General features: G+C 59.3%; 12 protein-coding genes. 1 reads left to right on the forward strand and 11 read right to left on the reverse strand.

Going from position 1 to position 12,338, the window contains the following annotated elements:
• Nucleotides 1-132: 132 nt before the first annotated feature.
• The 10 genes from ALO64_RS00660 to ALO64_RS00705 all read right to left on the reverse strand — a co-directional run bounded on the left by ALO64_RS00660 (nucleotide 133) and on the right by ALO64_RS00705 (nucleotide 9,995).
• Nucleotides 133-828: a PqiC family protein gene (locus tag ALO64_RS00660; protein WP_044343240.1), complete on the reverse strand. Its 696-nt coding sequence runs from the start codon at nucleotides 826-828 to the stop codon at nucleotides 133-135.
• A 183-nt stretch (nucleotides 829-1,011) separates the two neighbouring features.
• Complete coding sequence (parC, locus tag ALO64_RS00665) at nucleotides 1,012-3,267, reverse strand: DNA topoisomerase IV subunit A (protein ID WP_044343239.1); 2,256 nt, start codon at nucleotides 3,265-3,267, stop codon at nucleotides 1,012-1,014.
• A gap of 10 nt (nucleotides 3,268-3,277) precedes the next feature.
• Nucleotides 3,278-3,811 (reverse strand): retropepsin-like aspartic protease family protein, encoded by a 534-nt coding sequence (locus ALO64_RS00670; protein WP_011167552.1) that lies wholly within the window; start codon nucleotides 3,809-3,811, stop codon nucleotides 3,278-3,280.
• Nucleotides 3,808-4,785, reverse strand: coding sequence for an esterase-like activity of phytase family protein (locus tag ALO64_RS00675; RefSeq protein WP_044343238.1), 978 nt, complete (start codon nucleotides 4,783-4,785; stop codon nucleotides 3,808-3,810). The genes ALO64_RS00670 and ALO64_RS00675 overlap by 4 nt, the downstream gene beginning before the upstream one ends.
• Nucleotides 4,782-6,686, reverse strand: coding sequence for a DNA topoisomerase IV subunit B (gene parE / locus ALO64_RS00680; RefSeq protein WP_044343237.1), 1,905 nt, complete (start codon nucleotides 6,684-6,686; stop codon nucleotides 4,782-4,784). The genes ALO64_RS00675 and parE overlap by 4 nt, the downstream gene beginning before the upstream one ends.
• Before the next feature lie 76 nt (nucleotides 6,687-6,762).
• Entirely contained in the window at nucleotides 6,763-7,380 is a 618-nt protein-coding gene (locus ALO64_RS00685; protein ID WP_005731105.1) for a YqiA/YcfP family alpha/beta fold hydrolase, read from the reverse strand.
• A gap of 88 nt (nucleotides 7,381-7,468) precedes the next feature.
• Nucleotides 7,469-8,275, reverse strand: coding sequence for a 3',5'-cyclic-AMP phosphodiesterase (gene cpdA / locus ALO64_RS00690; RefSeq protein ID WP_002551797.1), 807 nt, complete (start codon nucleotides 8,273-8,275; stop codon nucleotides 7,469-7,471).
• Between the two features lie 87 nt (nucleotides 8,276-8,362).
• The gene (locus ALO64_RS00695; protein ID WP_005731103.1) at nucleotides 8,363-8,737 is read right to left on the reverse strand and encodes a hypothetical protein; all 375 of its coding nucleotides are present in this window, start codon (nucleotides 8,735-8,737) and stop codon (nucleotides 8,363-8,365) included.
• Between the two features lie 197 nt (nucleotides 8,738-8,934).
• Complete coding sequence (locus tag ALO64_RS00700; RefSeq protein ID WP_002551796.1) at nucleotides 8,935-9,387, reverse strand: DUF1249 domain-containing protein; 453 nt, start codon at nucleotides 9,385-9,387, stop codon at nucleotides 8,935-8,937.
• The gene (locus tag ALO64_RS00705) at nucleotides 9,378-9,995 is read right to left on the reverse strand and encodes an NUDIX domain-containing protein (protein WP_004666418.1); all 618 of its coding nucleotides are present in this window, start codon (nucleotides 9,993-9,995) and stop codon (nucleotides 9,378-9,380) included. The genes ALO64_RS00700 and ALO64_RS00705 overlap by 10 nt, the downstream gene beginning before the upstream one ends.
• A 207-nt stretch (nucleotides 9,996-10,202) precedes the next feature.
• Here ALO64_RS00705 and ALO64_RS00710 point away from each other — a divergent pair, with 207 nt between their 5' ends.
• Entirely contained in the window at nucleotides 10,203-10,949 is a 747-nt protein-coding gene (locus ALO64_RS00710; RefSeq protein ID WP_005731102.1) for an RsiV family protein, read from the forward strand.
• Here ALO64_RS00710 and cytX read toward each other — a convergent pair.
• A complete protein-coding gene (gene cytX, locus ALO64_RS00715) occupies nucleotides 10,918-12,207 on the reverse strand; it encodes a putative hydroxymethylpyrimidine transporter CytX (RefSeq protein WP_044322099.1) in 1,290 nt (429 codons plus the stop codon). The genes ALO64_RS00710 and cytX overlap by 32 nt on opposite strands.
• Nucleotides 12,208-12,338 lie beyond the last annotated feature (131 nt).

Genomic DNA, 12,338 nt, shown 5'->3' on the forward strand with positions numbered 1-12,338 from the left:
GTGGGCATGCCGTTCTGGACGCTCCGCGTCCTCCTGACTGCGTGGTGCGTCAGGAACGTCGAGGTGTGAGAAGCGAAGATTCGCGTCCAACAAAAAGCCCGCATCGCTGCGGGCTTTTTTGTTGGGCCAACCCTAGAAGCGGAACACTTCAAGATCGGTACGTATGGGCGAGGCCATTGGAATTCTTGGTTTGTCAGGCTCTTTGGCCTTGGCGACCGGGGGCTTTTTCGGTTCTTCGATCGGCTGCCAGGAAATCGGCTTGATCGCAGTACTGACCTGATCGGCCAGGCGTTGCAACAGCATGCCCTGGGCCTTGACCTGGTCGGCGGAGCTGCCGGCATGGACCTGTTCAAGGTGCACCAGCCGGCTGTCACGAACATGACCTTTACGGTCCAGAAGACGCCATTGCGCATCCAGAACGGCAGGCTGTTTGGCACCGGAGTCCAGACGGGTGATCGACAGTATGACCTGAACGTCCGGTGTGAAGTTGGCAACCGCAGGCACCATGACGACACGCTGGCTGTCCAGCTTCCAGGCCAGCTGACGCAAGAGCAACTGGTCGATATCTGAAGACAGATTGCCCGCCCAGCGCCCGTCAGGCGATGCGGTCAAAGTGCCGTCAGGCTGGCGTTGCAGCAGGGTTTCGCGTTGCAGATAGTCGGCTACCGAAACAGGACCCAGCAATACTGCCAGACCACTACTCTGTTTCGGCTGACCAGGCTCACCGCTATCGAGCTGATAAAGCGCGGTCGGCTGGCGCACACTGCAACCAGCCAGACCCAAAACGCCAGTCATCAGCAAGATCAGGGGAAGGCGTAGAAAATTCATCATCCCATCCAGGTGGCCGCCCCGAGGCAGGCCACAGTATAAGTACTTTCAAGACCCATGCAGGCACTGAGCCACGCATGCACCCCAAGACCCCATATCATCCGTGAATATGCATCATGACTCCAGCGATTATGCATCGTACTTCATGGCAAAACGAAGAACGCTGGTGCCAGATCAATGTTTTCAGCTATTTTCCACCAATAACGCGTCTACGCGCTGGAAGCCTCTTGGCAATTTATTGCCACGTCGGCCACGTTCCCCCTTGTAATGTTCAAGGTCTTCAGGTTTAAGCGACAGCGTTCGCTTGCCCGCCTGGAGAACCAGCGTCGCGCCCTGCGCGATCACCGCCAGATCGGTCACATATTCTTCTCGGCTGGCTACCCGCTCACCCGGAATACCGATGATCTTGTTGCCTTTACCTTTGCCCAACTGCGGCAAATCGCTGATCTTGAACACCAGCAGGCGGCCTTCGGTGGTCACCGCTGCCAGCCAGTTCTGTTCACGGTCGGGCACCGGCCGAGGCAAGATGACTTTTGCCCCGTTCGGCAAGCTCAGCAACGCCTTGCCCGCCTTGTTCTTGGCCTGCAGGTCTTCGCCTTTGACGACAAACCCATAACCGGCATCCGAAGCGATCACATACAGCGCGTCATCTTCGGGCATCAATACGCACTCGAACGTCGCACCCGGTGGCGGTTGCAGTTTACCGGTCAACGGCTCGCCCTGGCCTCGTGCAGATGGCAGGGTGTGTGCTGCCACCGAATAGCTGCGCCCGGTCGAGTCGATGAACACGGAGAACTGATTCGAGCGGCCGATGGACGACGTCTTGAAACCATCCCCTGCTTTGTAGGAAAGCCCGGTGGCATCAATATCGTGGCCTTTCGCGCAACGCACCCAGCCTTTTTCCGAAAGCACGACAGTTACCGGCTCGGTGGGCATCAATTCGTTTTCAGACAGCGCCTTGGCTTCGGCACGGGCAACAATCGGCGAACGACGATCATCGCCATAGGTTTCAGCGTCGGCGATCAGTTCGGCACGGACCAGCTTGCGCAGTTTGGACTCACTGCCCAGCAGCGCCAGAAGCTTGGCCTGCTCTTTGCGCAACGCATCCTGCTCGCTGCGCAGCTTCATCTCTTCCAGACGCGCCAACTGACGCAGACGGGTATCGAGGATGTAGTCCGCCTGGATTTCCGACAGGCCAAAGCGTGCAATCAGTTCCGCCTTGGGATGTTCGGCGGTGCGGATGATGTGGATCACTTCATCCAGGTTCAGGTAAGCCGTGAGCAGACCGTCCAACAGGTGCAGACGATGCTCGACCTTGTCCAGACGAAACTGCAGACGACGACGCACAGTACCGATGCGGAACGTCAGCCATTCGCCGAGCAGTGTCTTGAGGTTCTTGAGCTGCGGCTTGCCATCCAGACCGATGATGTTGATGTTCACCCGATAGCTGGACTCCAGCTCGGTGGTCGCGAACAAATGCTGCATCAGCTCGTCCAGCTCAACCCGGTTGGAGCGCGGAATGATCACGATACGACAAGGGTTTTCGTGGTCAGACTCGTCACGCAGGTCGGCAACCATCGGCAGCTTCTTGGCCTGCATCTGCGCGGCGATCTGCTCCAGCACCTTGGCACCGGAAACCTGATGCGGCAGTGAAGTCACGACAATGTCGCCATCTTCAATGCGGTACACGGCCCGCATGCGCACCGAACCGCGCCCGGTCTCGTAGATTTTCAGCAGGTCGGCACGCGGCGTGATGATTTCCGCTTCGGTCGGATAGTCCGGCCCCAGAATGTGCTCACACAGTTCCGGGACCGTGGCCTTGGGGTCGTCCAGCAGATGAACGCAGGCACTGGCGACTTCGCGCAGGTTATGTGGCGGCACGTCGGTGGCCATACCGACGGCAATGCCGGTGGTGCCATTGAGCAGGATGTTCGGCAAACGCGCCGGCAGCACGACCGGTTCGTCCAGTGTGCCGTCAAAGTTCGGCACCCAGTCAGCCGTGCCCTGGCCCAGTTCGCTGAGCAGGACTTCGGAATAGCGCGATAGGCGCGCTTCGGTGTAACGCATGGCCGCGAAGGACTTGGGATCATCCGGCGCACCCCAGTTACCCTGCCCGTCCACCAGCGTGTAGCGGTAGCTGAACGGCTGGGCCATCAGCACCATCGCTTCGTAGCAGGCCGAGTCGCCGTGCGGGTGGAATTTGCCGAGTACGTCGCCGACGGTACGCGCCGATTTCTTGTGCTTGGCGTCAGCCCCAAGGCCCAGTTCGCTCATCGCGTAGATGATGCGCCGCTGAACAGGCTTCAGGCCGTCCCCGATATGCGGCAAGGCACGGTCCATGATCACGTACATGGAGTAGTTGAGGTAGGCCTGTTCGGTGAAGTCAGCCAGTGATCGGCGTTCTACACCATCCAGGCTGAGGTCAAGGGAGTCGCTCATGCGGGCCTCATTATTTCGTTGACTGGCGCAGCAGCAAGTTGCCGCCACGCTGTGTGAATTCAAGTTGTTTCATGGCGCTCATGCCCAGCAGCACCTGCTCACCGTCCAGACCGGGTGCTACCAGAGCACGCACATTGGTCAGGACAATATCGCCCAGTTGCAAGCGGTCGAGCGTGGTCCGAAAACCCTGGCTGTTGCCATTGGCCGTGCTGACTGTGACCGCAAAGCCGCGTTTCAGGCCCAGGCTGTCAGCCATATCACCGGGTACAGCCACGTCGGTCGCCCCGGTGTCGATCATGAACTCTACCGTCCGGCCGTTGATCTGGCCGGTACTGACAAAGTGCCCCTGACGATTACCCGCCAGTTGCACTTCGATGTATCCGTCACCGTGTTGCGAAGCAACCACCGTATTAGGGTTCTGCTGCTTGTCTTCCCAACTGCCGAAAAAGCGCGTCGCCAGAAACAGGCCAGCAGCCCAGGCCACGATCATTAATATCTTGCCAGCGCGCTTGCCGGGTTGCGGTTGATTCGCGGGCTGGCTCACTGACCGGCGCTCCAGCCCGCTTCAGGCGCAGCGAACCGCCAGACAATCGGGCGTTTTTCACCATCGGCGCGCGCACCGAAGTTATTGTCGATGCCGATCCACGCGCCCTTCTCGTCCACGACCAGCGCCTCGGTCAGGCCGTAGGGCTGATCATAGCGACGCGAAGGCACCATCGCTTCCTTGGCGAACGACCAACAACGTTCGATCTGCCCGGTCTCAAGCCCACGCCGACAGATGCGATAGGCCGCACGTTCGAGCGTGAACAGCTTGCCGTTGTAGAGCGACAGATCGGAAAAGTCCGTAGACACGGTCTTGTGCCCCTGTTCTGCGGGCAACAGGTCTTTACCATCTTCGGACAGCAGCACGCAGCTTTGCCCGCAGCTCCATTGTTCCTTGTCGCGCTGCACAACCAGCAGCCCGCGCTTCTCGCGCTCGGCGGCCAGCCAGATGCGGTCGCCAGAGGCGTTCACGGCAATCCCTTCGAAAATCGCATTGAAGTGTTGCAACATGCCCTGGCCGCGCGCCTGTTCTATCAGTGCCTGCGGCAAGTCCAGCCAGAACGGTGCACCACTGACCGGAACCTTGAGCACCGAGCCATAGGCCTCGCTGACCAGATAACGGTTACCGGCTGCATCACAACTCACGCCTTCGAAATCCAGATCACCACCACGCACCAACGCGGAAAGGCCTGCCAGCGAACGCAGCTTGAGCGGCAGATAGCTGTGCGGCGCAGGTGCGTCAATGCGGTGTGCTTCTGCCTTCCAGGTATTTTGCGACACATCAAGGCTGTACAGCACATTGTCGTCACGGTCGGAAACGGTCCACAGCTGGCCATTGCACATGGCCAGACCCGACAGATTGCCGCCGACCATGTCGTCTACCGGGTGCTCGGATTGCAGTTTCAGGACCTCAAGCGGCGCGGCGAAAACCGGCGCGGCAACCAGGGTCAGGGCGGCGAGCCAGGCTCGTATCAAGTCAGGACCTCGGCGAGGTTGCCCTTCGATTCAAGCCAGGACTTGCGATCACCTGCACGTTTCTTCGCCAGCAACATGTCCATCATTTCCGACGTAGCAGCGAAATCATCCAGCGTGAGCTGCACCAGACGCCGTGTGTTCGGGTCCATGGTGGTTTCGCGCAATTGCGGCGGGTTCATTTCACCCAGGCCCTTGAATCGGGTGACCTGTGGTTTGCCCCGTTTCTTTTCAGCCACCAGACGGTCAAGAATTCCGTCGCGCTCGCTTTCGTCCAGCGCGTAGTAGATTTCCTTGCCAAGGTCGATCCGGTACAGCGGCGGCATGGCCACATACACATGCCCGGCGTCGACCAGCGGGCGGAAGTGCTGGACGAACAACGCACACAGCAAGGTGGCGATGTGCAAACCATCCGAGTCGGCGTCGGCGAGAATACAGATTTTGCCGTAACGCAACTGGCTGATGTCCGCCGCGCCCGGATCAACCCCGATGGCAACCGCGATGTTGTGCACTTCCTGGCTGGCGAGCACTTCGCCGCCGTCCACTTCCCAGGTATTCAGAATCTTGCCGCGCAGGGGCAGGATGGCCTGGAATTCCTTGTCCCGCGCCTGCTTGGCCGAACCACCGGCGGAATCACCTTCGACCAGAAACAGCTCGGAGCGCGCCGGATCCTGTCCGGCACAGTCAGCCAGCTTGCCCGGCAACGCGGGGCCTTGGGTAATGCGCTTGCGTTCAACCTTCTTGCTGGCCTTGAGGCGGCGACCGGCGTTGTTGATCGCCAAGTCAGCCAGTTGCAGGCCCAGCTCCGAGTGGGTATTGAGCCACAGACTGAACGCGTCCTTGACCACGCCGGAAACGAACGCCGCCGCCTCACGGGACGACAGACGTTCCTTGGTCTGCCCGGAGAACTGCGGCTCCTGCATTTTCATCGACAGGACGAAGGCAATTCGCTCCCAGACATCTTCCGGTGCCAGCTTGACGCCACGCGGCAACAGGTTGCGGAACTCGCAGAACTCGCGCATCGCATCCAGCAAGCCCTGGCGCAAGCCGTTCACATGGGTGCCACCCTGCGCGGTAGGGATCAGGTTGACGTAGCTTTCCTGAACGCTGTCGCCACCTTCGGGCAGCCAGAGCAGCGCCCAGTCGACCGCTTCCTTGTTACCGGCGAAGCTGCCGCAGAACGGTTCGTCCGGCAGTCGCAGGAAGTCGCTGACCGAATCCTGTAGATACGAGCGCAAGCCGTCTTCGTAATGCCACTCGACTTTTTCGTTAGTGGACTTGTCTTCAAAGCTGACCAGCAGGCCCGGGCACAGAACCGCCTTGGCCTTGAGTACGTGCTTGAGACGACTGACGGAGAACTTCGGGGTATCGAAATACTTCGGATCGGGCGCGAAATAGACGCTGGTCCCGGTGTTGCGCTTGCCGACAGTGCCGATAACCGCCAGCTCTGTGGCCTTGTAGCCGTCGGCGAAGGTCATTTCATATTCGTTGCCATCGCGCTTGACCCGCACCCGAACCTGAGTGGAAAGCGCGTTGACCACGGAAATCCCTACGCCGTGCAGGCCGCCGGAGAACTGGTAGTTCTTGTTGGAGAACTTGCCACCCGCATGCAGCTTGGTGAGGATCAGCTCGACGCCGGACACACCTTCTTCCGGGTGAATGTCCACCGGCATGCCGCGGCCGTCGTCGGACACCTCAAGCGAGTTGTCGGCATGAAGGATGACCTGTAACGAGCGCGCGTGACCAGCCAGAGCTTCGTCGACACTGTTGTCGATGACTTCCTGAGCCAGGTGGTTGGGCCGCGAGGTGTCGGTGTACATGCCCGGACGTTTGCGAACCGGATCGAGGCCCGAGAGGACTTCGATGGCGTCTGCGTTATAAGAGCTAGCGCTGGGATTGGCCATGGGTTCTCGTTATCAATCTTTCATGGAATTTCGGGGGTTCAATGTTCTTGCGTTCAGTAGGCCGGGCATCGATCGCCTATAGCGCCGACAGGTCGATCTTCTGCAACAGATCGGGGGCAAACCCGGCAAAGCTCAACAACGCTGGCATTTGCTCGGCAAAACCCTGAAAACTGTGGTCGCCGCCCGCCTGAATGCGCAAGGCACAGGCCCGGTAAAACTTCTCGGCGCGACGATAATCAAGGGTCTCGTCACCGGTCTGCAACCACACCTGAAACTGCTGCGGGTCCTGGGGAGCAGGAACCTCCAGCTCGGCCAGTGCCTGAATATGGTCTTCGGTCAACTGCCACTGCTCTCCGGTGTACAGGTTCTGCTGCACGCCGAGAAACCCGTCAAACAGCTGATGCGGGTTGACTGCCGGGTTGATCAGCACCGCCTTGAGGCCATGCTGCTGCGCCAAATGAGTCGCATAGTAGCCGCCGAGCGAGCTGCCGACCAGTAATGGCCGTCCCAGCTCCTTTATAGCGGTTTCAAGCTGCCCCATAGCCTGACGCGGATGGTGATGCAGTTCAGGGACTTGCAGACGATCAGCCAGACCCAATGACTTCATCAGCGCAGCCAACTGACAGGCCTTTCTCGACAGGGCCGAGCTGTTCAAGCCATGGATGTATAGCAGTGAAGGTGTGTCGCTCGTCACGCTGTCGCTCCCGAGTGCAAGGCAAAGCCGTGTAGTTTACAGGGACTTACGCTACAACACCTCACTGGAAACGTGTCCGCCCGCTCATTCAGTAGCCGGTGCCGCCGTAATCGACTTCGAACTCCATGCCGACCACTCTGGAAACAGCGGTTTCCAGCCGTCCGTCGTCATGCAGACGCAACCAGCGATAACCCGGCGCCGTGGTGTCCACCTTGAAATCGGCACTGCCCGGCGCGAACTGAATGCAGGTCGAAGGCGACGCCAGCAGGCGCACGCCGTTACGCATCTGGTCGAACTCCTGATGCACATGCCCCCACAATACGGCCCGAACCTGCGGGAATCGATCCAGCACCGCAAACAACGCGTCAGCATTGCGCAGACCGATGGGTGCCATCCATTCACAGCCGATGGCCACCGGGTGGTGATGCAGGCAAACCAGATGATGCCGGTCAGGCGCTTCGCTCAGCGACTGCTCCAGCAACTGCAATTGCCCAGCGGCCAGAAAACCTGGCACCGAACCGGGCACTGCCGAATCCAGCAGTGTCACCCGCCACCGGCCGATGTTGATGATCGGCTCAAGCAGCCCTTCAGCCTGTGCGACATGCTCCATCTGCGGCAATTCATCATGATTACCGGCAAACCAGCGCGCGGGCGCGGCGATCTGCGTACTTATCCGGCGAAACGCTTCGTAAGACTCGACACTGCCATCCTGGGAGATATCCCCGCTTGCAACCACAAGATCAACCTGCGGCTGCTCGGCGAGGACCAGATCAACGACTTTTTCCAGACTGTCGCGGGTACTCATACCCAACAACGCCCCGTCCGCCTCGGCGAACAGGTGGCTGTCGGATATCTGCACCAGCAAAACTGACGATGAAGGGGCTGCGCTTGGCAAGACCGTCTCCCAGAGAGGATTCAGCGCGATTATGTGGTGTGGCAGCGGGCGGGTAAACCGGGAATGTGAGCGCAGACGAGCATTTGGTCACATTTGCTGATTTGCTCGGTGCTTGAGCACAATTAAAGCAATAAGTCCGGCAGACACCATGCCCGCCAGTCCCGCACCCAAGAGATAGCTCAGCACCCGCTCATAAGGCATTCCAGGCCAGAGATATCCCGCCAACAACAGCTCCAGGACAACGCCAAGAATCATTCCTGCCAGTCCAGCCAGATGAACGATCCACGGCATGAGCCTCAAAGACAGAATACCGATGACCACTCCGGTAATGGCCGTATATAGGAAGTGTTCCCAACGCAGAGCGCTGCCTGTCAGGGTTATCAACCCCAGATAGCTGAAAAGGCTGAGGGTGATTCCCGAGAAGCACGCTAACAGACATCGTGGGGTGCCCAAGTCACTCATTCGTTATACCTGCAAATAAATTCAGGTCGAATGTAAGGCATGTGGTTTCAAATCCAAGGTGCCGGGGGATTTTCAGAAACCACCTACAAGACTGGAGCCTGCCCGCTGTCAGCTGCCGTCACTTATCGGTCAATCCGGTGTGGGATAAATACAGGGCGAAGCCAAGAAGCAGTAGTGCGATAACAATTGAAGAGGCGTTAACGCACTGCCTCAAACTCATGCCCACACGCCAGGCAATGACTCAGCCACTCGCCCAGAAACAAATTGAGCTGGGCTTTTTCGTCCGGTTGATGCATGTCGGCGTTGGGGTAGGGATAAATCCCGCGAAAGCGCCGCGCATGCTCGGCGCCGATGACTTCGGCCATGCGTGCGTCATGGTAGACCTGTACTTCGAGCACCGGCACCGGCAGCCACGGCAGGCTGTGTTCCTGGCGGACTTGCAGGGTGGTGGTGTACGGGCAGTCGAGCAATACCTCGACGGCCAGTACGCCCAGCATCTGGTCACCCTGTGTAACGGCGACGCGGCGTGAGCGCTGTTCGTTGCGCATGTCGGGCAGCAGGCGCATCAGGCGCGCGTAGTTGGCCTCACACGCAGCCTGCAATCCGGCAAGGTCGACACGGTAGCGCTCGCGCAATAGATTCACGACCATAAACCCCTTATCTCCGCACGATTCAGCGCCAGCCATTGCAAGGCGATGATCGTCGACGCGTTCTTGATTGTTCCGTCTTTCATCGCCTGCATTGCGTCATCGAATGACCAGACCGTGACCCGGATGTCTTCGCCTTCAGACTCAAGCCCGTGAATTCCGCCTGCCCCCTCACTGCTGCACTGCCCCAGGTACAAATGAACAAACTCATTACTGCCACCTGGAGAAGGAAAGTATTTAGTGATGGGCCAAAGCGAGCGGAACACCAGTCCAGCTTCCTCCTCTGCCTCGCGATGAGCAACTTCTTCCGGCTGCTCATCCTTGTCGATCAGCCCGGCGACCAGTTCGATCAGCCACGGGTTGCTGGTCTTTTCCATGGCACCCACGCGAAACTGCTCGATGAGCACCACTTCGTCACGCTTGGCATCGTAAGGCAGTACGCAAACCGCATCGTGGCGAACGAAAAGCTCGCGGCTGATTTCCTTGCTCATGCCACCGTCGAACAGTTCGTGGCGCACATGCAGCTTGTCCAGCCTATAGAAGCCCTTGAAGCAGTTTTCACGCTGTATGGTTTCAAAAGCGCTTGGTGCAGATCGTGTGGTCTGGGTCATGGGTTTCTCGCTTGCCGCCGTTTTTGACATCGGGCCATCCTAACGCGCATCGACGTTAAGATGCAGCCCCCTTGAAGATGCAGGGTAGACGGCCGGGACTTAAAACAATTCTAATCTGCCATGATCGAACCGAAGACGTTGTTTACAGTCCAACCAGCCTGCATACGCACAACGCAACCGCCTTTACTGACACTGCCAAGGATCAACATGTCGTTATTGAGGATCACTTCACTGGCTTGCCTGGCCCTGTTGCTCGGCGCCTGCCAAAGCCTCTTCACGCCCAACATGCGCACACCGCTGCAAGTCCAGCGCGATGCCTCCGAGCTGATCAAGCCAGGCTGCACCACGGCGGACTGCCCGCTGGTGAACATCGATACCGTGCATTTTCCCGATGAGCCGCGATTGGACGCCATCGTCCAGAAGACCTTGCTGCAACTGACCGTTGCCGACAGCAGCGCCTCGCCGCCTGCGTCCATCAAAGCCTATCAGGAGCAGTTCCTGAGCCAGGCCCAGGGCCGTAACAGCAGTTATCTGCAAGCCAAGGTACGTGAGCAGCATGACGGTATCGTGGTTGTCGAACTTTCCAGTTATCTGGATACCGGTGGTGCCCACGGCAACCCCGGCCGGGCGTTCATCAACTATTCGCGTCAGCAGCAGAAAGTCCTGACCCTGGCCGACATGATCATTCCGGGCAAGGAAAGCGAGTTCTGGCAGAAGGCCCAACTGGCCCACCAGGGTTGGCTGGTCTCGACCAAGATGAATGAAGACAGCGAGTTCATGAAGACCTGGCCGTTCAAGCGCACGCCACACATCGCGCTGACGTACGGCGCGGTGATCCTCAAGTACTCGGTGGATACCATCGCGCCGTATTCGATGGGTCACATCGAGCTGAAGGTTCCTTACCCTCAGCTCAATGGCATCCTCAAGCCGGAACTGTTCCCCGGTCGCGGTTGATCGCACCGCCGATCAACAGCTGCAGCACGCCAGCGACGATGAGCGCTGGCAGTGTTGCACCGACATCAGGGTAAAAACCGGCCAGCAGATGATAGGTGCTGAGCCCGCCCAGCCATGCCAGCAGACTCATCCAGCGCAAACCGCCCTCCGCTACCTGACCACTGCGACGACGCAGGATGAAATGGTCGACCAGCACCACGCCGAACAACGGCGCAAACACCGAGCCGATCAGCAGCAGGAAGTTCTGGTATTGGGCCAGCGGTGCCAGACAGGCGATCAGCGTGCAGATCACGCCGATGATCAATGCCAAATGCTCGACCTTGATACGTGACAGCAAAGCACTCGATACCGCTGCCGAGTGAATATCGGCGAACGCATTTTCCGTCTCATCCAGCAGAATCAGCAGCAGCGGGATACCCAGACCTGCGCCGGCCAGTGCCAGCAGCAAAGCATTGACCTCGCCGCCAGGGGAGAACGCCAATGTATAGGCAACGCCCAGACCCATCAGCCAGAAGTTACCGATGAAAAAGCCTGCGGCCGTGCCGCCAAAGACGCTTTTCGCGCGTTGGCCGAAGCGCGAGTAGTCGGCAATGAGCGGCAGCCAGGACAGCGGCATAGCGATGGCTATGTCGAACCCCGAAGCAAACGGCAGTGAACCGTCCCCGGATGTCGCCCACAGCGCTGCCAGATCAGCCTTGGTCAGCAGGTTCCAGGTCAGCCATGAACACGCGGCCAGCAGTATCCAGATCCCCCACTTGCGCAAGAATCGGCGCACGAAGGTCAATGGTCCGCTGACCGCCAGCAGAGTGGCCAGCGCTCCAAAAAACAGCGTCCAGAGCAGCGGGCTGGTCCACAGACTGCCCTGCGAAAAAGCCCGATCGCCCAACAGACTGGCGGCGTCGCGCATGACGATGATCTCGAACGAACCCCAACCGATCAGTTGCAGCAGGTTCAACACTGCAGGCAGCGACGCGCCTTTGCTGCCCAGGCTGAGTTTGAGGGCTGCCATGGAAGACAAACCGGTGTCACTGCCGATCACGCCGACACTGGCGAGCAGTAAAACGCCCACCAGCGTGCCGAGGAAAATCGCCAGCAGCGAGCCGGACATGCCCAGCCCCGGTGCCAGCAAGGCCCCGGTTTGCAGCACCATCAAACCGATGCCGAGGGAAAACCACAGGGAGAACAGATCCCGCCCACCGAACACCCGCTGGCTGGCAGGGATGGGGGTGTCGGGAGAATAGGTGCCAGGTGTGTTCACGTTTGTGTCTCGTGTGGGGTGTTGATCGGTGATTCGGGATCGGACGCGGAGCTTCCAGAACAGCGCTACCATGCAGAGCGTGGGATCATCGCAATTATCGTGCGGCGCTCTGCGTCGCATGCAGTTCTGGA

Source organism: Pseudomonas meliae, assembly GCF_001400515.1.
Classification (GTDB): Bacteria; Pseudomonadota; Gammaproteobacteria; order Pseudomonadales; family Pseudomonadaceae; genus Aquipseudomonas; species Aquipseudomonas amygdali.